Source organism: Curtobacterium sp. MCLR17_054 (assembly GCF_003234335.2).
Lineage (GTDB): Bacteria > Actinomycetota > Actinomycetes > Actinomycetales > Microbacteriaceae > Curtobacterium > Curtobacterium flaccumfaciens.
The window spans coordinates 403,638-423,617 of record NZ_CP126263.1 but is presented as its reverse complement, the minus strand read 5'-3'; the positions used below and the strand labels follow the sequence as shown (position 1 = coordinate 423,617).

The window sequence follows — 19,980 nt, the reverse complement described above, 5'->3', positions numbered from 1 at the left end:
GACGGCGTACGGTGCGCGGCCGGCTGGCTTCCAGGCGAGAATCCGCTAGGCTTGCCGAGTCCCGTTCTGCGGGGCGCGCGAGTGTAGTTCAATGGCAGAACTCCAGCTTCCCAAGCTGGTAGCGCGGGTTCGATTCCCGTCACTCGCTCCGTCGGACGTACGCTCGCCGCATGTCCTCCTCCTCCGGTTCCCCCGAACCCATCGCACCCGTGGTCGTCATCGGTGCCGGGGTCGTCGGCGCTGCGACCGCGTACGCCCTCACCGCCCGCGGCGAGCACGTTCTGCTCGTGGAACAGCACGCTCGCGGCCACCACCTCGGGTCCTCGCACGGTGCGACCCGGATCTTCCGGCAGGGCTACGCCGACCCGGAGTACGTCGCGCTGACCGCCCGCGCACTGGCGCTGTGGGAAGCGCTCGAGGCCGCTTCCGGCGAAGAGCTCATCGTCCGCACGGGTGCCGTCGACCACGGTCGGCCCGAGGTCGTCGACGCGATCGCCGCGGCCCTCGCCGACGCGGACATCCCGCACGATTCGCTCACGCCGGACCAGGCGGCGGCGCGCTGGCCCGGCATCGCGTTCGAGGGGAGCGTGCTGGCCCACCCCTCGGCCGGGCGCATCCGCTCCGACCGGACGATCGAGGTGTTCCTCACGCTGGCCGAAGAGACCGGTCTCGCCGACCTGCGGTTCGACACGCGGGTCACCGGGCTCGAGGACCACGGTGACGACGTCACCGTGACGCTGTCCGACGGCAGCGCCGTCCGCACCGCGTCCGTGGTGGCCGCGGTGGGCTCGTGGGCCCCCACGCTGGTCGGCGAGCTGCTCACCGGACGCGGGGCGGGCCTCCCGGCCATCCGCGTCACCCAGGAGCAGCCGGCCCACTTCCCCAGCCACCTGCCGGACGCGGCCTGGCCGAGCTTCGTGCACTGGGCCGACGGCGACGACGTGTACGGGCTGCTGACGCCGGGCGAGGGTGTCAAGGTCGGGTTCCACGGCACCGGGCCGATCGTCGACCCGGACCACCGGGACTTCATGCCCGTGCCGACCGAGGCCGAGCGACTGCAGGCGTACGTCGCGCGGTACGTGCCGGGGGCCGACGCGACGAAGCCGACGTTCATCAGCTGCCTGTACGACAACTCCCCCGACGAGGACTTCGTCATCGACCGGGTCGGACCGCTGACCGTGGCGACGGGGTTCTCCGGGCACGGCTTCAAGTTCGCGCCGCTGCTCGGCGAGATGCTCGCGGACCTCGCCATGGGCGGCGTGCCGCACCCGCGCTTCGCCCTGCCGGAGCCGGTCGCCGCGCCCCCGCTCTGACGCCAGCGCGCGGTCGTTCGCGAGACGCCGGCGTGTTCGTTCGACGCCGTCATGTCGTCGAGACGCCGCCGAATCCGGAGGCGTCTCGCGGACGACGCGGCGTCCTGCGCACACACCGGCGTCTCACACCCGCGCACACGCCGTCGTCTTCTGCGCACGCCGTCGCCTGGCGACCGGCCGCTACGGTGGGAGCCGTGCGCATCATCGTGGCTCCGGACTCGTTCAAGGGCACCGCGACGGCGGCGTCGATCGCTGCGGCGGTCCGTGCCGGCTGGCTGACCGAACGCCCCGACGACGACGTGGTGCTCGTCCCGATGGCCGACGGCGGCGAGGGCACGCTCGACGCCTTCGAGACCGCCGTCCCCGGGGCCGTCCGGGTGCCCGTCACCGTGACCGGGCCGGCCGGGACACCGGTCGACACCCACTGGCTGCGGCTGCCCGACGGCCGCGCGGTGGTGGAGCTCGCGGCGACGAGCGGCCTCCCCCTGCTCGACGCACCGATGCCGGACACGGCGACGAGCCGCGGGTTCGGCGAGGCGATCGCCGCCGCGCTCGACACAGGGGCCACGGGACTCGTGCTCGGCATCGGGGGCAGCGCGTCCACCGACGGCGGGCGTCCGGTGCTCGAGGCGCTCGGACTCGACAGCGACGGAGCCGGCACCGACGGCCTCCGGGCACTCCCCCCGCTCGGCGTCACCGTGCTCACCGACGTGACCTCTCCGCTGCTCGGTCCGACCGGTGCCGCCGCGGTCTTCGGCCCGCAGAAGGGCATCACGCCCGACCGTGTGGCGTCCTTCGACGACCGGCTCACCACCTGGGTCGCGCGGTTCCCCGACGTCGACCCGGACACCCCGGGCGCCGGAGCCGCCGGCGGTGTCGGGTTCGGCCTGCTGGTGTGGGGCGCCACGCTCGCCGGTGGGGCCGCGGCCGTCGCCGAGGTCCTCGGGCTGCCGGCGCTGCTCGAGGGGTCCGACGTGAACGGTGCCGACGTCGTGATCAGCGGCGAAGGGTGCTTCGACGGGCAGAGCGCCGTCGGCAAGGTGCCCTCGGTGGTCCGCGACCTGACCGCGGCGCACGCTCCCGGAGCCCGCTCGATGCTCGTCGCCGGCGCGATCGAGGCCCCGCTCGACGACTACGCGGCTGCGGCGTCGCTCACCGTGCTCGCGACGCAGACCACCGGCGAGCCCGACGACGCCCTCGCCGACCCGCTGCGCTTCGCCACGATCGCCGGGCAGCGGTTGGCCCGGCTCGCCTGAGCGAGCAGAACGCCGCGACGCGCCCGTCCGCGGGCACAGGGGTGTCCTGGTTGTACCTCCCACCCGGCCGCAGCTGCGCGCACACTGGTTCCGGGCCGGAACCGGCCCGCAACGCACCACCCCCACGAGGAGATCATTGCGCACCGTCAACGCGTACGCGGCACCGTCAGCGACCGAGCCGCTCGTCAAGACCACCATCACCCGTCGGGACGTCGGCCCGGACGACGTCGCGATCGACATCGCCTACGCCGGCATCTGCCACTCGGACATCCACACCGTCCGCGGTGAGTGGGGCCCCATCCAGTACCCGCAGGTCGTCGGCCACGAGATCGTCGGCCACGTGACCGAGGTCGGCGAGAACGTCACCAAGCACAAGGTCGGCGACCGCGTCGGCGTCGGCTGCATGGTGAACTCGTGCGGCGAGTGCGAGAACTGCGTCGCCGGCCAGGAGCAGTACTGCCTCAAGGGCAACATCGGCACCTACGCCAGCGTCGACCCGGCCGACGGCTCGATCACCCAGGGCGGCTACTCGCAGGCCGTCGTGGTGAACGAGGACTTCGTCCTCCGTGTCCCCGAGTCGCTCGACATCGAGAAGGTCGCGCCGCTGCTCTGCGCCGGCATCACCACCTACTCGCCGCTGCACCACTGGAACGCCGGTCCCGGCACCAAGGTCGCCGTCGTCGGCATGGGCGGGCTCGGCCACATGGCCGTCAAGATCGCCGTCGCGCTCGGCGCCGAGGTCACCGTCCTGTCGCAGACCACCTCGAAGCAGGAGGACTCGCTCCGCTACGGCGCGAAGGCCCACTACGCGACGAAGGACCCGGAGACGTTCGAGAAGCTCGCGAACTCCTTCGAGCTGATCATCAACACCGTTTCGGCGAAGATCCCGATGGGCTCCTACCTCGGCCTGCTCAAGGTCGACGGCACGCTCGTCAACGTGGGCGCTCCGTCCGAGCCGCTCGAGGTGCCGGCCTTCGCGCTCATCCCGCGTCGGCTCAGCTGGGCGGGTTCCGCCATCGGCGGCATCCAGGAGACCCAGGAGATGCTCGACTTCTGCGCCGAGCACGGGATCCTCCCGGAGACCGAGCTCATCAGCGCCGACCAGATCAACGAGGCCTACGAGCGCGTGCTGTCCTCGGACGTCCGCTACCGCTTCGTGATCGACACGGCCACGCTGGCGTAGTCGTCACCACCTGACAGACGGAAGGCCCGTTGCCGGCTGGCAACGGGCCTCCTGTCTGTCGTCTCGGTTCCGTCAGCCGACCTCGTCACCGGACGGCAGCGCGCCGCACCAGTCGACGGAGCCCGCGTCGATGCTCGCCTCGAGTGCGCCGGAGGCCGCGTCGACGATGCTCACGAGCTCGCCGGTCGCCGACTTCGTCGCGACCGCGACGAACTGACTGTTCGGGGACGGGCAGACCGCGGTGACGCTCGCGTCGTCCGGGATCGTCACGGGCAGCCGGGAGGCCCGTCCCCCGTCCACGCGCACGATCCGTGCCGCGATGGTGCCGTCCGACCGCACGTCCCCCAGCACCCGCAGGTACGTGTCGTCGGACAGCTGGGCGATGCGGCCGAGGACGGCCGCATCGGTGCTCGCGGCGGGCGCCTGCAGCGCCGACTTCGACCCGTCGGTCAGGTCCAGCCGCTCGATGCCGGTGCCCGTCTCGACGACGGCGGTGGTGCCGGTGCCGACGAAGCCGTGCAGGTAGGTGGCGCTGCCGAGCCGGACCGGGTCGGCACGCCCGCTCATGTCGACGAGCACCAGGTCGTCGCTGCCCGTCCGGACCAGTGCGCTCTCGGTGCGCGGCACGTAGGCCCACTGCCCGACCGTCATCGGCACGGCCCCCGTCTTCGGCTTGCCGTTCGCCGCGATCGCCGTGGGCATGTGCGTACCCGTCATGTCGACCACGTACAGGCCGGTGTTCCGGGACTGCCCGGTCGAGGTGTCGGCGTACTCGAACCCGAACGAGGCACCGTCGTCGGCGACGTGGAGCGCCGTGACGCGACCCTCGGAGGTCGGCAGGGTGAGGTGTTCGACGGGGGCGTCGGCGTCCTGCACGCCACCGCTCAGCGCCACGATGTCCACGGACGAGCTGGCGTCCGTGCCGCTCACGACCACCAGGGAGCGGCCGAGCCGGGCGTACTCGGAGATCGCGGTGCCCTCGTAGACCGTCGTGGCGCCGCCCGCGTCGAGGGATCGCCGGACGATGCGGTCCTTCGCCCCGGCCTGCCCCGGCACGAGTGCGAGCACGTCGGTGCTGCCGGTGCGGATCGCCGCCGTCAGGTCGGACGTGGCGCGCTGCCCGGGTGCCCGGACGTCCGCGACCGTCACGGTGTACTCGCGGTCGTAGGCCAGGGGTCCGGCGAACTCGACGGCGATGGTGTTGCCGCTCGAGGTCACGGTGTGCGCCGCAGCCGGGCTGACCCGGACGTCGGCGGCGGCGACCTTCTGCAGCGCCTGGTTCGCCGTGAGGATCACCCGCTGGGCCGGCCGGGTGACGAGACCGGTCGCGTCGTAGGACACGTCGCGGAGCCGCGGGCCCTGCTGCGAGCCGACGACCGCGGCGAGCGCGGCGACCACGGCGAGGACCACCACGACGGCGACGTACCGGCGGTGGAAGCGGTGTGCGACGGGGCGGCGCTCAGAACTCATACGGGTCCTCGGGCTGCGCGATGTCGGTGATCTTCGCGGCCTTGACGACGATGCGGGCGTCGGCGGACTGGTCCGGGTTGGCGGCCAGGGCTCCGCGGACGGTGACCCACTGGCCCTCGTCAGGGACGGTCCCGGTGCCGTCGCCGTCGCCGGTCACGACACCGAGGCCGACCGGTTGCGCGTCCACGGCGCAGCAGCTGATCACGAAGCGGGTGAGGGTGAAGGACCCGTCGTCGCCGGGCACCACGAAGCCGGTCAGTTCGACCTGCTTGCCGACCAGGGCCGTGGTGTCCGTGGTCTGTCGGATCAGCGCGGCCCAGTCCTTGACGCCGTACTCCGAGGTGTCGACGCCCTCGCTGCCGAGCAGCTGCACCGCGGACTCCGAGCCGGTGGCGTTGGACAGGGTCGCGGAGTCCACGCTCCGCTGCTGGGCGGTGCGGGCGGACAGCGTCGTCGGGGGCAGGACGAGCATCGCGACGGTGACACCGATCGTGACGACGGCGGCGGCGCCGCCGAGGGCGAGGCGGACGGCGCGACCACGGCCTCCCGTCCGCTGCTGCTGGTGCAGATCGAGGTCGTCCTCGTCGTCGCCGTGGGTGTGGCCGTGGCCCCGGGCGATGACGACGAGTGCGGCGATCGACGCGGGCACCCCGACGGCGGCGAGCACGACCGTGAACACCGAGTACCGCGGGTTGATGTACAGGTCGAGGTGCCCGACCAGCGCGAGCCACAGCGTGCAGAGGGCGGCGGCCAGCACCGACCCGAGACCCAGGTACGCGGCCGCGTTGCTGCGTGCATCAGACGAGGACATTCATCACCAACCCGACGGCTCCGGCGAACAGGACGCACACGACGGACAGCAGCACCAGGAAGCGGACCCGGAACGTCGTGCGCAGCAGGGCGATCATCTTGACGTCGATGATCGGCCCGATGATCAGGAAGGCCGTGATCGACCCGGGCAGGAACGTCGACGCGAAGGACAGCGCGAAGAAGGCGTCGACGTTCGAGCAGAGCGACACCGTCATCGCCAGCAGCATCATCGCCGCGACGGACAGCACCGGGTTCGAGCCGACGGCCACCAGGGTCGATCGGGGCACGGCGACCTGGATCGCCGCGGCGAGGCCGGCACCGACGAACAGCGCCGGCATCATCGTCGCCGTCTCGCCGCCGAACTGCGCGGCGCTCTGCCGCCAGCGGTGCAGGCCGCGGGGCGCTCCGACGGCCGCACGGCACCGGGCCTCGAAGGCGGGGAGCAGCAGGTCGGCCGGACGGCGGTGCGCGGCGACGATCCAGCCGACGAGGTTCGCGATGACGAACCCACCGACGATGCGCACCGGCAGGATCCACCCGGACCAACCGAACGCCTGCGCGGTGCTGATGATGACGAGCGGGTTGAGGATCGGGGCCGCGACGAGGAACGTGACGGCCTCGGCCGGCGTGAACCCGCGCATCATCAGGCCACGGGCGAGCGGGACGTTGCCGCACTCGCACACCGGGAAGAGCATGCCGATCAGGGAGATCACGGCGCGACGGCCGAAGGCGTTCTGCGGCAGGACCTTCTCGAGCGCGCCGACCGGCACCCAGACCTCGACGACGATCGACAGCACGATGCCGAGCACCACGAATGGCAGGGACTCGACGACGACGCTGATCGCCAGTGTGAGGAAGTCCTGCACGACGTCCGGCAGCCCGGTCGACCCGATGCTCGGGGAGAACAGCCGGATGCCCAGCAGGACGATGACGGCGAGCAGCACCAGGCCGGGGCCGGTGAGGCTCCGGGTGCGCTGCGGCGGCCGCGTGGTCGTCGTCACCGGGACAGGATAGGTGACGCCTCCTGCCCGGGGCTGCGCACGGGGCGGCTCAACCCGCGGTGACGCCGTCGAGGTGCCGGTCGAGCACGTCGATCGCCCAGTCGCCGGACTCCCCCGGAGCCAGTCGGACGACCTGCATCGCGAGCCCGTCCAGGAGCGCGTGGAGCCGGCAGGCCTCGTACTCCCGGTCGTCTGCCGGTACCCCGAGCAACCCGAGGACCTCCTCGCACCACGTCCGCATCGCCGCGACGGTCCGGTCGAGCGTCGGCCGGAGCCCGACGTCGGTGAGCGCGGCGTTGCCGAGCGCCAGGTAGACCTCGAGCTCGACGACCCGCTCCTCGTCGAGGGGCAGCAGCTCGAGCACGATCCGGCGTGCGCGCCGGGCGGGCGTGAGGTCAGCCGGGATGGCGTCGATGCGCTCGCGGATCCGGTCGAACACGAGCGTGATGGTGTGCTCGCGGACGCTCGCCTGGGTCGGGAACGTGTAGCGGACCGTGCTCGGCGGCAGTCCGGCCTCGGCGGCGACGTTCCGCACGCTCAACGCTCCGAGCCCGTCGCGCACGAGGACCCGGCACGCCGCCTCGGACACGGTGCGGCGCCGTTCGTCGACGTCCATGCTCCTGGCCACGACGCCATACTCGCACAGTCGTACGAACTCGTGCTACCGTCGAGTTCGTTGTCGCACAGTCGTACGACAACGAGAACGAACGACTCCCGCAGGAAAGGACATCGTCATGGCATGGGCAATCCTCGTGCTCAGCGGCGTGCTCGAGGCCGTCTGGGCCACCGCCCTCAGTGCCTCGAACGGCTTCAAGAAGGTCGTCCCCACGATCGTGTTCGTCGCCGGGATGGCGCTGAGCATGGTGGGGCTGGCCTTCGCGATGAAGAGCATCCCGGTCGGCACCGCCTACGCCGTCTGGGTCGGCATCGGGGCGTCCCTGACCGTGGTCGTCGCGATCCTCCGTCGACAGGAGGCCGCGTCCTTCGCCCGCCTCGCCCTGGTCTTCGGCCTGGTGGTGTGCGTCATCGGCCTCAAGGTGGTGAGCTGACGTGGCCTGGATCGTCCTGTTCGTCAGCGCCGCACTCGAGACCGTCTGGGCGACCGTCCTCGGCGAGAGCAACGGCTTCACCGAGCTCCGACCGACGATCGTGTTCGCCGTCACGATCGTGATCAGCCTGGTCGCCTTCGGCTACGTCCTCAAGCACATCCCGATCAGCACGGCGTACGCGGTGTGGACCGGTACAGGCGCCGCCCTCACCGTGCTCTGGGGCATGGCCACCGGCGCGGAGCCCGTCACCGTCCTGCGCCTGCTGTTCATCGCCGGCATCGTCGGGTGCGTCGTGGGCCTCAAGCTCGTGCCGGCCCGCCCCGTCGCCGACCTCGCGCGCTGAGCGACAGATCACGCACCAGCGATCCCGTGAGGTGTCGCTCACCCCGTGAGGCGAGTGCGGTCCGAGCACGCGCGCCGAGACGGACGGGAGGCCCGGTGCCAGCTGGCACGGCGCCTCCCGTCCGATCTGGGGTCGCGCCCACCGCGCATGGTGAGCAGCAATGGTCGGGTCACCTCGCGGGACCCGACCGTTCCTGCTCACGAAGCGAGCGCTGGGAGCGTCAGACGGACGCGCCCGTCCACTCGTCCTCGGCGGCGACGTGGTCGCTGCCGACCGTGCCGGCCGCCATCGCGGCAGCGGCGCGTGCCGCGTGCGACGGCGGGTCCGACGGCACGTCGGCCGGGCGCCCCTCGTCGTTCAGCTTGCGCAGCTCCGGCACGATGTCCGTCGCCAGGATGTCGATCTGCTCGAGCACCGTCTTGAGCGGCAGGCCGGCGTGGTCGATGAGGAACAGCTGGCGCTGGTAGTGGCCGACGTGGTCCTTCATCGCGGCGTACCGGTCGATGACCTGCTGCGGCGAACCGACGGTGAGCGGGGTCTGGGCGGTGAAGTCCTCCATCGAGGGGCCGTGGCCGTAGACCGGGGCGTTGTCGAAGTAGGGCCGGAACTCGTTGATCGCGTCCTGCGAGTTCTTCCGCGCGAAGAACTGCCCACCGAGCCCGACGATCGCCTGGTCGGCACGGCCGTGCCCGTAGTGCTCGAAGCGCTGGCGGTACAGGCCGACCATCTGCTCGGTGTGCTGGATCGGCCAGAAGATGTTGTTGTGGAAGAAGCCGTCACCGTAGTACGCGGCCTGCTCGGCGATCTCCGGCGTGCGGATCGAGCCGTGCCAGACGAACGGCGGGACACCGTCGAGCGGACGCGGGGTCGAGGTGAAGCCCTGCAACGGAGTGCGGAACTTGCCCTGCCAGTTGACGACGTCGTTCTCCCACAGCTGGCGGACGAGCGCGTAGTTCTCGATCGCCAGGTTGACGCCCTGGCGGATGTCCTGCCCGAACCACGGGTAGACGGGGCCGGTGTTGCCGCGGCCCATCATCAGGTCCATGCGGCCGTCGGACACGACCTGGAGCATCGCGTACTCCTCGGCGATGCGCACCGGGTCGTTCGTGGTGATCAGGGTCGTCGACGTGGACAGCGTGATGTCCTTCGTCTTCGCCGCCAGGTAAGCGAGCAGCGTGGTCGGCGACGACGCCACGAACGGCGGGTTGTGGTGCTCACCGGTCGCGAAGACGTCGAGCCCGGCCTGGTCGGCGTGCTCGGCGATCGTCAGGATGTCGCGGACGCGCTGGGTGTCGTCCGGCGTGGTGCCGGTCGTGGGGTCGGTCGTGACGTCACTGACCGTGAAGATGCCGAACTGCATGATGCGCCGCCTTTCGCGATATCGATGCGTTTGCATCGACTTGCTGGGTACAACGTAGCGCACGGCGTGGCATTCCCGCCAGGCTCGCGCCAGTCGGACGGGCGGCCTGGAGGCCCGGCTCGACTCCCCGGGTCAGCGGGCGGTCGGCAGCGTGGCCGGGTCAGGGGGCGAGCGTGGCCGGGTCGGTGCGCGCGGCGTGGTGCATCCCGTCGAGGAACCACACGACGGTCACGACCGCCAGGACGCTCGCGCTGGACGCCAACCGCCCCGCCACCAGGATCGCGGCGTGGTCGTACGCGCCGTCACCGGTCAGGCCGACCACGAGCGCCGCGACACCGATCGCCAGCGTGAGCCCGGTCGCGACGAGGAGCACGACACTCACCACCCGCCGCGACCCGCGCCGACCGTCACGGTCGCCCCGGAGCCCGCGGTCGACGCGGGGTCCGACCGCGCGGACGATCCCGAGCCAGAACATCGCGATCGCGCACGCGCCGATGATGTCGCTGACCCGGTGCCAGCCGTAGACCACGGTCTGGTTCGCCACGAAGACCGCGTACCCGACGCCGACGATGGTCACCAGCGGGCGGAACCGACGAGGCGTGACCATCAGGACCGCGAACAGCGCCGCCAGTGCGATCGTCGCGTGCCCGGACGGGAACGAGTTCGGCGTCGTCGACTGAGCGATCTCAGGGCGCACGGCGATACGCTTGACGAGCGTCGAGGTGGCCGCCGACGCGAGCACCACGACCCCCGCGCCGAGTCCCACCGAGAGCCGCCGTCTGGCGAACGCCACGGCGACGATCACGACGACGAGCAACAGGATCACCGGCACCGAGATGACGTTGAGCGCAGTGTCCGAACTGAACAGGTCGGACTCCCGGACCCCGCCGAGCGCGGCGTCCTCCGCTTTCTGACCGACCGGGGTCAGCACCGCGACCCCGTAGACGAGAGGCACGATCACGAACCCCAGAGCCGCCAGCGCAGCCCACCGCCCCCGCCGCGAGACCCACGGTCCGCGCGACTCGGATGCACTGCGCTCGGGTGTCAAGGTCACCGGGCTGGTCCTCCTGGGAGTGGTCGTCGTCGGGCTCGTCGCACGACTGGCGGCGGCGCTGCGATTGGGTCGGTCGGGGTCCGACACGATACCGTTGGAGCACCGGCCGGAGGCTGGGAACCGCACCCCCGTCGGCCGTGCACTGCGCGCTGACACGAGGGGATCGGTGATCCCCGCCGGGCCGTCGCACCACGCGGGACCGATGCACGTCGCGTCGGCAGTGTACGAGGAGGAAACCGAAGTGGCCATCAAGGAACCGGGCATCATCGCCTCGCCGAACCGAGGTCTCGCACTCACGGCCGGCGGCGTCCTCGCACTCTGGGGCGTCCTGGGCTTCTTCTTCGCCGCCGACGGCGACCCGGGCTTCTTCAACCGCCAGGGCGGCATGCTGTGGAACGCGTTCGGCGTCAACCCGGCGCTCTGCCTGGTGTGGGTGCTGCTCGCCGCGGTGCTGCTCATCACCGGCCTCGGCAACACCGTCGGATCGCGCAACGGCAACCTGCTCGTCGGCGTCCTGCTCGTCCTCTTCGCGGTGTACGGCTTCGTCTTCGTCGACACCTCGGCCAACGTCTTCGCGCTGAACACGACGGACAACGTGTTCCACGCCATCGTCGGTGTGCTCCTGCTCCTCACCGCGCTCGGTGCCGACAAGGAGAACCTCCGCGCACTGCGTGCGGCGCGCGCCTGACGCACCCGCTCGACTGCACTCCCGACGCCCGTCTGCCGCTCCGGCAGGCGGGCGTCGTCGTGTGCGGGGGGGCGTTTCGGCGGGGTGGTCCGGCGGGTGTGGTCCGGCGGGGGTGTCGTGCGGTCACGACTCCCCGCTCAGGTGCGTCGGCCGGTCACGAACTGTCGGATGCGGAGCGTCCAGGCGACGACGAGTGACCACTCGGCGCAGGACCGACGGGGAGCCGTGACCGCTCGGCAGTGTGCGACCGGGCAGGCAGGCGCGCGTGCCCGGCGGCGTGCGGCCGAAGCGGACCCAACGGGTCAGTCGGCGTCGGAGTCGGCGTCTGGCTGCTTCTTCGGGGCCTCGAGCTCGGTGGCGACGATGCGGGGCGCCTCGGACATGAAGCGTCGGACGTCCAGATCGACGATGATGTCCTGCGGCCGGAGCGGCCGGGTGAGGAACAGCCCCTCGAGCGAGGTCAGCCGCGACAACGCCACGTACGTCTGGCCCGCGCTGAACACCCGGTTGCCGAGGTCGACCACGGCCCGGTCGTAGGTGCTGCCCTGCGACTTGTGGATGGTCACGGCCCAGGCCAGTCGGAGCGGGAACTGCTGGAACTCCCCGACGGTGTCCTTCTTGAGTTCCTTCTTGTCCGCGTCGTACGAGTACTTGAACTTCTCCCACACCGACGGCTGGACCTCGAACGACTCGCCGTCGACGTCGACCCACACCGTGTCGCGGATGGCCGTCACGATGCCCAGGGTGCCGTTCACCCAGCGTTGGTCGGCGTCGTTGCGCAGGAACATCACGTGCGCGCCGGGCTTCAACTCGAGGGCTTCGTCGGCGGGGAAGTTCCGTCCGCCGAAGTCCCCGTTGACGTCGGCCTTGGCGGTCTTCACCTTGCCGGGCAGCCGTTCGAGGGCCGCCTTGTTGATCCGGGCGACCGTGTCGTTGCGGGTCGCCAGGGTGATGGCGTCGTCCGGGGCCGGGCGGGCCCCCGCGGTGTTCAGCTGCTCGGCGATGTCCGCGGTGACCCGACCGTGCCGGACGGCGGTGAGCATCGCGGCGAAGGCGTCGTCGCGCTGCCGGTGCACCGTGGCGAGCTCGATGATGTTCAGCTCGGCCTCGAGCCACACCTTGGCGTCGAAGAACCACATCGACCGGTAGTGGTCGGTGAAGTAGGCGCGCTCGTCGGCGTCGCCCGGCACCGGGGGCAGCTGGTACGGGTCGCCGAACATCACGACCTGCACACCGCCGAACGGCTCGAACTGCCGACCGCGGGCCTTGCGGAGCGAGCGGTCCATGCCGTCGAGCAGGTCGGCGTTGACCATCGACACCTCGTCGATGACCAGGGTGTCGATCGTGTTGAGGAGCTTGCGGGTGTCCGGGCCCTGCCGCAGCTCGGCGTCCGCGATGAGTCCGATCGGCAGCCGGAACAGCGAGTGGATCGTCTGGCCGCCGACGTTGAGCGCGGCAACCCCCGTCGGGGCGCAGATGACGACCTGCTTCTCGGTGTTCCACGACAGGTGGTTGAGCAGCGTGGACTTGCCCGTGCCGGCCCGGCCGGTGATGAACACGTGGTCCCGGGTGTGCTCGATGTACTCGAAGACGGCGGCCTGTTCGTCGCTCAGCTCGATGCTCATCGGGCGTCCGCTCCGGGCGAGGGTTCGAGGTCGTCGCTGCCGTCGTCGAAGTCCAGGTCGTCCTGGTCGTCCCGGGCAGCGGGCTCGGCGGCAGCGGTCGGACCGGCCACAGCTGCGTCGCCGGCAGCAACTGCGTCAACGACGCCGACCGGGTCTCCGCCGTCACGCCGCAGCCGCACGAGCACCACAACGACCACGGTCACCAGGAGCAGCACCCCGGCGACGATCAGCACGAGCCCGGCCCGGGCCTGGTCGACGAGCGGATCCGGCCCCCACGTCCGGCCCATCGCGCCGAACCACGATGCCTGCAGCAGCCCGAGCGGCCCGCGCATCGCGATCCCGAGCGAGACGATGCCCGCCGCGATCACCAGCGCCCCGACGATCCGGACGACGGCGGCAGCAGTGGTCGGGCGGCGGTGCCCGGCAGGGACCGGTGTGCAGAGCGTCGGGACGGCCAGCAGCCCGACCAACAGGAACACGGCGTCGCTGACGGTACGACCGGTGGGGTCGCTCACCGACCACCGGACGGCATCGGTGGCGAAGAAGGCCCACCACAGGGCCGCCGCGAGCAGGAACGCGGGGAACGGCTGGGCCAGGTACCGCACGGAGGGGTGCTCGACGATGACGTCGGTCCACTCACGCACCCCCGTGCTGTCGTCGTTCCGGGGGTGCACGGCGGCGCGGATCAACGCGACGGGTGCCGCCGCCCACACCAGGGCGGGGACCACCAGGCCGAGCAGCACGTGGGCACCGACGTTCGCCGAGACGAGGAACCGGTCGTACTGATGCAGCGAGCCCGAGGTCGCGACCACCAGGGACACGACCGCCAGGGCCGCGGCGATCGAGCGACGCGCCGGCCACCGCACGCCGCTCCGCCGCAGTCGCACGACGCCGGCCACGTAGGTCGCGGCGAGCAGCACGGCGGCCATCAGCCAGAACAGGTCGATGTTCCACTGGGTCAGCCAGCCCCACGCACCGGGCGCGTGCGGCAGCAGGTCGTCGGTCAGGAGCTCCGCCGGGCTCGGGTCGGTGGTCTTGCTCAGGGCGATCTGGTCGACCGGGGTGGCGGTCCGTCCGAGTGCCGCGGCGAACCCCGACGCCACACCCATCACCGCGAGTTCGACGACGATGAGGGTCCAGAAGGGCCGCTGCCGACCGGGCGAGGTGGTCAGCGCACGGATGGCCCGACGGCGCTGCACCGCGCCGAGGACCCCGATGGCCACGATCGCGCCGATCTTCACCAGGACGAGCGTGCCGTACGGGGTGAACAGGTTCGACAGCGCTCCGACGCGGATCTGCGCCGACGCGGTGCCCGAGACGGCGACGAGCACGAAACAGCCGAGGGCGATGCTCGAGTACCGCGCCACGACCACGGCCAGCCGGTCGCCGGGCAGCACCCCGCGCAGCAGCACGAGCATGACGAGCCCACCGACCCACAGCGCCGCACCGACCAGGTGCAGCCCCAGTGCCGTCACGGCGGCGTCGTGGCTGGCGGTGCCGGCGGCGTGACCCTGCTGCGCGAGCGGGATGAGGCCGATCATCGAGACGCCGGCGGTCAGGGCGACCATGCCCCGCGAACGGACGGCGAAGCAGAGCACCGTGACGGCCGCGGCGACGAGGACGGTCACGAGCCAGGCGAGCCCGAGCTCGGTGCCGGTGAGGAAGACCCCCATCGACTGCCCGAACTGCTCGTCGATGCTGATGCGCGAACCGGCGACGCTGAGGAACGTGCAGAACGTGGCGACGGCCGACGCGACCGTCCAGACACCACTGGCCCCGGCGGCGACGTCGATCGCGCGGTTCCACTCGGGGCCGGAGCGCGAGAGGCCGACGGTCGCCAGCGCGAGCCCACCGATCGTGGTGGCCGCGGACAGGTCGACGACGAGCCGGGCGATCGGCAGCCCGAAGCGGACGACGGGCCCCGGGTCGGCGATGAGTGCGGGGTTCGCGCCCCCACCGATGACGAGTGCCGTGAGCAGCGCCACGAACCCGACGAGCAGGAGCACGGCGGGACCGGCGATGCGCGCGATCCGATTCACCCGTCAAGCCTAGGCGGTGCCCACCCGGCCGACGGACGGGGCGGGCCGATCTGTGCAAACCGGCTCGGGCCTCCAGGCCAGGACCCGCGCACCACGCGCCCGCGCGCCCCGGGAACGACGAAAGGGACGGCCGAAGCCGTCCCTCCCGATGCGCGGAACAGTCTTACTTGACCGCAGCCTTGAGCTTCGAGCCGGCGCTGACCTTGACCGAGTCGCTCGCGGCGATCTCGATGGCGTCACCCGTCTGCGGGTTGCGGCCGGTGCGGGCGGCGCGGTGCGTCTTCTCGAAGGCGATCCAACCGGGGATCGTGACCTTCGTGCCGTCGGCGACGGACGACGAGACGACGCTGAAGAGCGCGTCGACGACGCCGTTGACGGTGGCCTGGCTCTGGCCGGACTCAGCGGCGACGGCAGCGACGAGCTCGGTGCGGTTCAGTGACTTGTCAGCCATGGATGTCCTCCTCGGACTTCTTGCAGTATCGGTCGGACGCACGTGTCGTCCGGCGCCCGGAGCGGTTGCCCCGTGCCACGGTGCCAGTGGGCCGAGGGCCCGGCGGAACCGGAGTTGAACCTACCAGCCGCCGGGGGTGAAAACCGCCGACTCGCCCGGATTTCCGGGGTTGTCGGGGCTCCGAGGGGGTGCTGGAGGGGCAGATGTGACGAATGACGGCTCGCATGTACCCCGTACACAGCGAACGCCCCGCCACCAGGAGGTGACGGGGCGTCGTGTACTGCGAGTGCTTACCAGGAGCTCTTCGTGATGCCGGGGAGCTCGCCGCGGTGGGCCATGTCACGGAAACGGACACGGCTGATGCCGAACTCACCGAGGTGGCCACGGGGGCGGCCGTCGATGGCGTCGCGGTTGCGGTAACGGATGGGCGATGCGTCGCGGGGCAGCTTCTGCAGACCCACGCGGGCCGCCTCACGCGACTCGTCGGTGCCGTTCGGGTCCACGAGGGCCTTCTTCAGCTCGAGACGACGCTCGGCGTAGCGCGCGATGATGACGGCACGCTGGTTGTTCTTCGCGATCTTGCTCTTCTTCGCCATGCTTAGCGCTCCTCACGGAAGTCGACGTGCTTGCGGATCACCGGGTCGTACTTCTTGAGCACGAGTCGGTCGGGGTTGTTCCGACGGTTCTTCTTGGTCACGTAGGTGAACCCGGTGCCCGCCGTCGAGCGGAGCTTGATGATCGGACGGATGTCCTGACCCTTTTTCGCCATCAGATCTTCTCCCCACGGGCGAGGAGATCCTTGACGACGGACTCGATGCCACGTGCGTCGATCACCTTGATGCCCTTCGCGCTGAGCGTGAGCGTGACGTTACGACGAAGCGAGGGCACGTAGTACGTCTTCTTCTGCACGTTCGGGTCGAAGCGACGCTTCGTCCGGCGGTGCGAGTGCGAGATGTTGTGACCGAAGCCGGGAACGGCGCCGGTCACCTGGCACACTGCTGCCATGGTTTCCTCCTGAGTACCGTGCGACCGGACGGCCGCACCCAAGTTCACTTGCCTGGTGCACACGCGCAGTGCCACCGGGGTGGCCGTGCGAGGGGGTTGTGTGCACCGCCCAGGTCCGCTTCCCCTGTCGAAGGAGAGCCGGACACCGCGCGACCGCGGCGTTCGCGACGGTCGGAGGGCTTGGAACAACGGGTCCGCCGCGCGGACGCGGAGAACCAGGGGTCCACGTTACGCGAGGACCGGGCGTGTCGCAAGCCGCGCCTCCAGGCCTGGAGGCCCGTGCCGGCAGACCGGACCGCTCACGTGGCCCCGTTGGTCGCCCCCACGGCGTTCGAGTGTGCAGAAGACGCCGGGTGCCGGAGGCGGACCCGACGTCTTCTGCTCACTCGACGGCGACGCGCCTACGGCGCCTGCGTCGGCTTGGGCGTCAGCGCCTGCACCATCAGCTCGCCGAGCTGCTGCGGCGCCGTGAACATCGGCCAGTGGCCCGTCTCGAGCCCGACTATGGAGAGCTCCTCGGTCGCGACGAGCTCCGCCGCCCAGGCCTGGTGGTCCGCCACCATCGCCAGCAGCTCGGCGGCGGGGATCTCGCAGGTGATGATCGTCGCGGGGATCGTGTGCCGTGCCGGGTCGGCGTAGTGGAAGCGGTCCGACGGCACCGAGGCGGGCTCGGGGATCGCCCGGTGTTCGACGTCCTGCCGGACCTCGGGCGTCATGCCCCGGACGGTGGCGGGTTCCCAGATGTCCCACGACGGCAGCGGCACGACGCCGTCGACCACGGGCAGCTCGTCGTTGACGCACCCGCCCTCGGGTCCCGGGAACGTGTCGACGTAGAGCAGGTGCGCGACGAGCGACGGGCGCTGGTCGGCGGCCATGTACGCGATCGGCCCGGCACCCGAGTGTCCGGCGAGCACGACGGGTTCGTCGGCCGACGCGACGTCGTCCAGGATCGCGACCAGCGCCGAGACCTGCTCGTCGAGCGTGTCGCCGTCGCGCGTGACGGCCTGCACCGAGTGCCCGGCTTCCCGGAGCGCCGGGGCGACGTCGTCCCACGCGCTCGCGTCGAGCCAGAACCCGGGGACCAGGATGACGTGCATGCGGGGCAGGCTACTCGCCGGCGGAGTCCGTCGCGCGGGCTGCCGTGCAGACGGCGCATTCGCCGAAGATGTCGACGACGTGGCTGGCGTTGGTGAACCCGTTGGCGGCGGCGACGTCCTGCGCCCACTGCTCCACCGGGTCCGCCTCGATCTCGACGGTCCTGCCGCAGTTCCTGCAGATCAGGTGGTGGTGGTGCGCGTCCGTCGTGCACGCCCGGTACAGCGATTCGCCGTCCTGCTGCAGCGAGTCGGCGTCACCCTCGGTGGCCAGGTCGGCGAGCGCCCGGTAGACGGTGGCCAGACCGATGGTCGATCCCTCGTCCCGCAGGTGCTGGTGCAACGCCTGCGCACTGACGAACCCCTCGGTCGAGTCGAGGGCTCCGCGCACCGCTTCGCGCTGCCACGTGTTCCGCTTGGTCTTCTGCACGGCGTTCATGCTGACACCTCTTCCTTCCGACCGGCTGTCGACGTCGTCCCGGCCTGGAGGCCCGGCTCGCCCCCGCCACGCTGGCTCCGGCCGGCGACGCGGTTGCGTCCCCGCTTGTCGCGTCGCGACCCGATGATCCGGCAGACCACCCAGATCGCGAACGAGATCGTCGTCACGTACGGGCTGATCGGCAGGCCGCCACCCAGTGCGAGCAGGATGCCCCCGACGACCGACGTCACCGCGAACACCGTCGACAGCACCGGCACGACCACCGGGTGCGAGCTCAGGCGCAGGGCAGCGGCCGCCGGGGTGACGAGCAGGGACAGCACGAGCAACGCACCGACGATCTGCACCGACACGGCGGTGGCCAGCCCGAGCACGAGCATGAACACGATCGCGAGGGTCCGCACCGGGATCCCCGCGGCCGCAGCCACGTCGGGGTCGACCGAGGCGAACATCAGCGGGCGCCAGATGACGAGCAGCGTCGCCACGACGATCGCGGCGACCACGATCAGGAACGTCAGCTGCGGGTTGTCGACCGAGACGATCTGCCCGGTGAGCAGCCCGAACTTGTTGGCGGCCCGGCCCTTGTAGAGCGCCAGGCAGAGGATGCCGAGCCCGAGCCCGAACGGCATGAGGACGGCGATGATCGAGTTGCGTTCCCGGGCACGCGACCCGAGGAGGCCGATGAGCAGGGCGGCGATGACCGACCCGACGAGCGATCCGGACACCACGTTCACTCCGAGCAGCAGCGAGGCACTGGCCCCGGCGAACGAGAGCTCCGAGATGCCGTGCACGGCGAACGGCATGTTCCGGGCGACGACGAACGGGCCGATGAGGCCGCCGACGATGCCGAGCACCGCGCCGGCCCAGATCGAGTTCTGCACGAGCACGAGGAGCTCGCCGTAGTCCTGGAACGAGAAGACGGTCGACAGCAGGTCCATCAGATCCGCCCTTCGTCGGGCTGGTCGGCGTGCGGGTCGACCTCGCCCGGGTGGTGCTCGTGGGCCTCGTTCGCCCCGACGATGACGATGCGTCCCATGGTGCGGACGACGTCGACGGGCGTGCCGTACAGGTCGCTCAGGACGTCGGCGCGCAGGACCTCGTCCGGGGAACCGATCCGGAACCGACCCCCGGCGATGTACAGCACCCGGTCGACGACGTCGAGGATCGGGTTCACGTCGTGCGTCACGAAGAGCACGGCGGCCTCGCGCTGCCGGCGCTCGCGGTCGATGAGCTCGGTGATCCCGCGCTGGTGCCGCAGGTCGAGCGAGATCAGGGGTTCGTCGCACAGCAGCAGGGCGGGGTCGGCGGCGATGGCCTGCCCGACGCGGGTGCGCTGCTGCTCGCCGCCGGAGAGCTCGGCGACGGGGGCGTCCGCGAAGGCGGTGGCGCCGACCTCGTCGAGGACCCGGTCGATGCGCATCCGGTCGGCCTTCGACGCCCGTCGGATCCCCCACCGGTGCCCGGTCACGCCCTGGGCGATCATGTCCCGCGCGCGCAGGGGCGTCCCCGCCTCCATCAGGCGCTGCTGCGGGATGTAGCCGATCTTCCGGTGGCCGCGGTGCACCGGCTGCCCGAGGAACGACATCGTGCCGCTCGTGAGCCGCTGCTGCCCGAGGACGGTTCGGAGCAGTGAGGTCTTGCCGGCGCCGTTCGGGCCGAGGACCGCGACGAACTCCCCCGGCGCGAGGTCGAGGTCGAGGCCTGCCCAGAGCTTCCGAGCGCCGTAGGACAACCCGGCGTCGCGGAGCGCGAGGACCGGACGAGCCGCAGCCCGGTCGTCCACCGTGGTGGTCGCCGGGCTGG

22 protein-coding genes and 1 tRNA gene are annotated in these 19,980 nt (G+C 71.3%); 7 read left to right on the top strand and 16 right to left on the bottom strand.

Annotated features, from left to right (window positions below):
- Nucleotides 1-77: 77 nt before the first annotated feature.
- The 4 genes from DEJ08_RS02120 (at nt 78) to DEJ08_RS02105 (ending at nt 3,752) form a co-directional block, all read left to right on the top strand.
- Nucleotides 78-148: transfer RNA gene (locus DEJ08_RS02120), tRNA-Gly, on the top strand.
- 22 nt (nt 149-170) lie between these two features.
- Nucleotides 171-1,313, top strand: a complete 1,143-nt coding sequence (locus DEJ08_RS02115) for an FAD-dependent oxidoreductase (protein WP_111053896.1) — start codon at nt 171-173, stop codon at nt 1,311-1,313.
- Nucleotides 1,314-1,507: 194 nt separating this feature from the next.
- Nucleotides 1,508-2,569: a glycerate kinase family protein gene (locus DEJ08_RS02110; protein ID WP_111046222.1), complete on the top strand. Its 1,062-nt coding sequence runs from the start codon at nt 1,508-1,510 to the stop codon at nt 2,567-2,569.
- 136 nt (nt 2,570-2,705) lie between these two features.
- A complete protein-coding gene (locus DEJ08_RS02105; protein WP_111046223.1) occupies nt 2,706-3,752 on the top strand; it encodes an NAD(P)-dependent alcohol dehydrogenase in 1,047 nt (348 codons plus the stop codon).
- A gap of 72 nt (nt 3,753-3,824) precedes the next feature.
- Here the strand turns inward: DEJ08_RS02105 and DEJ08_RS02100 are convergent, their stop codons facing one another.
- The 4 genes from DEJ08_RS02100 to DEJ08_RS02085 are packed head-to-tail and all read right to left on the bottom strand — an operon-like array spanning nt 3,825 to nt 7,661.
- Nucleotides 3,825-5,222, bottom strand: coding sequence for a hypothetical protein (locus DEJ08_RS02100; protein ID WP_111053897.1), 1,398 nt, complete (start codon nt 5,220-5,222; stop codon nt 3,825-3,827).
- A complete protein-coding gene (locus DEJ08_RS02095) occupies nt 5,212-6,033 on the bottom strand; it encodes a TIGR03943 family putative permease subunit (protein ID WP_111053898.1) in 822 nt (273 codons plus the stop codon). The genes DEJ08_RS02100 and DEJ08_RS02095 overlap by 11 nt, the downstream gene beginning before the upstream one ends.
- Nucleotides 6,020-7,033, bottom strand: a complete 1,014-nt coding sequence (locus DEJ08_RS02090; protein ID WP_071404917.1) for a permease — start codon at nt 7,031-7,033, stop codon at nt 6,020-6,022. The genes DEJ08_RS02095 and DEJ08_RS02090 overlap by 14 nt, the downstream gene beginning before the upstream one ends.
- A 49-nt stretch (nt 7,034-7,082) precedes the next feature.
- Nucleotides 7,083-7,661: a TetR/AcrR family transcriptional regulator gene (locus DEJ08_RS02085; protein ID WP_258366991.1), complete on the bottom strand. Its 579-nt coding sequence runs from the start codon at nt 7,659-7,661 to the stop codon at nt 7,083-7,085.
- Nucleotides 7,662-7,767: 106 nt separating this feature from the next.
- Here DEJ08_RS02085 and DEJ08_RS02080 point away from each other — a divergent pair, with 106 nt between their 5' ends.
- Both DEJ08_RS02080 and DEJ08_RS02075 read left to right on the top strand, forming a co-directional pair.
- Entirely contained in the window at nt 7,768-8,082 is a 315-nt protein-coding gene (locus DEJ08_RS02080) for a DMT family transporter (RefSeq protein WP_111053899.1), read from the top strand.
- Nucleotide 8,083: 1 nt separating this feature from the next.
- Nucleotides 8,084-8,425, top strand: coding sequence for a DMT family transporter (locus tag DEJ08_RS02075; RefSeq protein WP_111053900.1), 342 nt, complete (start codon nt 8,084-8,086; stop codon nt 8,423-8,425).
- A 220-nt stretch (nt 8,426-8,645) separates the two neighbouring features.
- On the opposite strand, the gene DEJ08_RS02070 is transcribed toward DEJ08_RS02075, so the two are convergent.
- Complete coding sequence (locus DEJ08_RS02070) at nt 8,646-9,785, bottom strand: CE1758 family FMN-dependent luciferase-like monooxygenase (protein WP_027464948.1); 1,140 nt, start codon at nt 9,783-9,785, stop codon at nt 8,646-8,648.
- Nucleotides 9,786-9,945: 160 nt separating this feature from the next.
- The gene (locus DEJ08_RS02065) at nt 9,946-10,740 is read right to left on the bottom strand and encodes a phosphatase PAP2 family protein (RefSeq protein WP_181438926.1); all 795 of its coding nucleotides are present in this window, start codon (nt 10,738-10,740) and stop codon (nt 9,946-9,948) included.
- 340 nt (nt 10,741-11,080) lie between these two features.
- On the opposite strand from DEJ08_RS02065, the gene DEJ08_RS02060 reads away from it, so the two are divergent.
- The gene (locus DEJ08_RS02060; RefSeq protein WP_171907796.1) at nt 11,081-11,527 is read left to right on the top strand and encodes a DUF4383 domain-containing protein; all 447 of its coding nucleotides are present in this window, start codon (nt 11,081-11,083) and stop codon (nt 11,525-11,527) included.
- A gap of 302 nt (nt 11,528-11,829) precedes the next feature.
- On the opposite strand, the gene DEJ08_RS02055 is transcribed toward DEJ08_RS02060, so the two are convergent.
- From DEJ08_RS02055 to DEJ08_RS02010, 10 genes are all read right to left on the bottom strand, one after another.
- Nucleotides 11,830-13,152, bottom strand: a complete 1,323-nt coding sequence (locus tag DEJ08_RS02055; protein ID WP_111053903.1) for an ATP-dependent DNA helicase — start codon at nt 13,150-13,152, stop codon at nt 11,830-11,832.
- Complete coding sequence (locus DEJ08_RS02050; protein ID WP_111053904.1) at nt 13,149-15,191, bottom strand: bifunctional copper resistance protein CopD/cytochrome c oxidase assembly protein; 2,043 nt, start codon at nt 15,189-15,191, stop codon at nt 13,149-13,151. Before DEJ08_RS02050 ends, DEJ08_RS02055 begins: the two co-directional genes overlap by 4 nt.
- A 163-nt stretch (nt 15,192-15,354) precedes the next feature.
- Nucleotides 15,355-15,642, bottom strand: a complete 288-nt coding sequence (locus tag DEJ08_RS02045; protein WP_017886454.1) for an HU family DNA-binding protein — start codon at nt 15,640-15,642, stop codon at nt 15,355-15,357.
- A 290-nt stretch (nt 15,643-15,932) separates the two neighbouring features.
- Nucleotides 15,933-16,238 carry a 30S ribosomal protein S14 gene (rpsN, locus tag DEJ08_RS02040; protein WP_017886455.1) on the bottom strand — a complete coding sequence of 102 codons (306 nt, stop codon included), beginning with the start codon at nt 16,236-16,238 and terminating at the stop codon, nt 15,933-15,935.
- Nucleotides 16,239-16,240: 2 nt separating this feature from the next.
- Nucleotides 16,241-16,411: a 50S ribosomal protein L33 gene (rpmG, locus tag DEJ08_RS02035; RefSeq protein ID WP_017886456.1), complete on the bottom strand. Its 171-nt coding sequence runs from the start codon at nt 16,409-16,411 to the stop codon at nt 16,241-16,243.
- Nucleotides 16,411-16,647 carry a 50S ribosomal protein L28 gene (rpmB, locus tag DEJ08_RS02030; protein ID WP_027464952.1) on the bottom strand — a complete coding sequence of 79 codons (237 nt, stop codon included), beginning with the start codon at nt 16,645-16,647 and terminating at the stop codon, nt 16,411-16,413. The genes rpmG and rpmB overlap by 1 nt, the downstream gene beginning before the upstream one ends.
- Before the next feature lie 401 nt (nt 16,648-17,048).
- On the bottom strand, nt 17,049-17,744 hold the full coding sequence (locus tag DEJ08_RS02025) for an alpha/beta fold hydrolase (protein WP_111053905.1): 696 nt from the start codon (nt 17,742-17,744) through the stop codon (nt 17,049-17,051).
- A 10-nt stretch (nt 17,745-17,754) separates the two neighbouring features.
- On the bottom strand, nt 17,755-18,180 hold the full coding sequence (locus DEJ08_RS02020) for a Fur family transcriptional regulator (protein WP_111053906.1): 426 nt from the start codon (nt 18,178-18,180) through the stop codon (nt 17,755-17,757).
- The gene (locus DEJ08_RS02015) at nt 18,177-19,115 is read right to left on the bottom strand and encodes a metal ABC transporter permease (RefSeq protein WP_071404908.1); all 939 of its coding nucleotides are present in this window, start codon (nt 19,113-19,115) and stop codon (nt 18,177-18,179) included. Before DEJ08_RS02015 ends, DEJ08_RS02020 begins: the two co-directional genes overlap by 4 nt.
- Nucleotides 19,115-19,960, bottom strand: a complete 846-nt coding sequence (locus tag DEJ08_RS02010) for a metal ABC transporter ATP-binding protein (protein WP_051596603.1) — start codon at nt 19,958-19,960, stop codon at nt 19,115-19,117. The genes DEJ08_RS02015 and DEJ08_RS02010 overlap by 1 nt, the downstream gene beginning before the upstream one ends.
- Nucleotides 19,961-19,980 lie beyond the last annotated feature (20 nt).

Coding starts and splice junctions, on each gene's coding strand:
- DEJ08_RS02095 (WP_111053898.1), bottom strand. CDS start 6,033: ATGTCCTCGTCTGATGCACGCAGCAACGCGGCCGCGTACCTGGGTCTC.
- DEJ08_RS02070 (WP_027464948.1), bottom strand. CDS start 9,785: ATGCAGTTCGGCATCTTCACGGTCAGTGACGTCACGACCGACCCCACG.
- DEJ08_RS02115 (WP_111053896.1), top strand. CDS start 171: ATGTCCTCCTCCTCCGGTTCCCCCGAACCCATCGCACCCGTGGTCGTC.
- DEJ08_RS02020 (WP_111053906.1), bottom strand. CDS start 18,180: ATGAACGCCGTGCAGAAGACCAAGCGGAACACGTGGCAGCGCGAAGCG.
- DEJ08_RS02100 (WP_111053897.1), bottom strand. CDS start 5,222: ATGAGTTCTGAGCGCCGCCCCGTCGCACACCGCTTCCACCGCCGGTAC.
- rpmG (WP_017886456.1), bottom strand. CDS start 16,411: ATGGCGAAAAAGGGTCAGGACATCCGTCCGATCATCAAGCTCCGCTCG.
- rpmB (WP_027464952.1), bottom strand. CDS start 16,647: ATGGCAGCAGTGTGCCAGGTGACCGGCGCCGTTCCCGGCTTCGGTCAC.
- rpsN (WP_017886455.1), bottom strand. CDS start 16,238: ATGGCGAAGAAGAGCAAGATCGCGAAGAACAACCAGCGTGCCGTCATC.
- DEJ08_RS02025 (WP_111053905.1), bottom strand. CDS start 17,744: ATGCACGTCATCCTGGTCCCCGGGTTCTGGCTCGACGCGAGCGCGTGG.
- DEJ08_RS02045 (WP_017886454.1), bottom strand. CDS start 15,642: ATGGCTGACAAGTCACTGAACCGCACCGAGCTCGTCGCTGCCGTCGCC.
- DEJ08_RS02015 (WP_071404908.1), bottom strand. CDS start 19,115: ATGGACCTGCTGTCGACCGTCTTCTCGTTCCAGGACTACGGCGAGCTC.
- DEJ08_RS02055 (WP_111053903.1), bottom strand. CDS start 13,152: ATGAGCATCGAGCTGAGCGACGAACAGGCCGCCGTCTTCGAGTACATC.
- DEJ08_RS02080 (WP_111053899.1), top strand. CDS start 7,768: ATGGCATGGGCAATCCTCGTGCTCAGCGGCGTGCTCGAGGCCGTCTGG.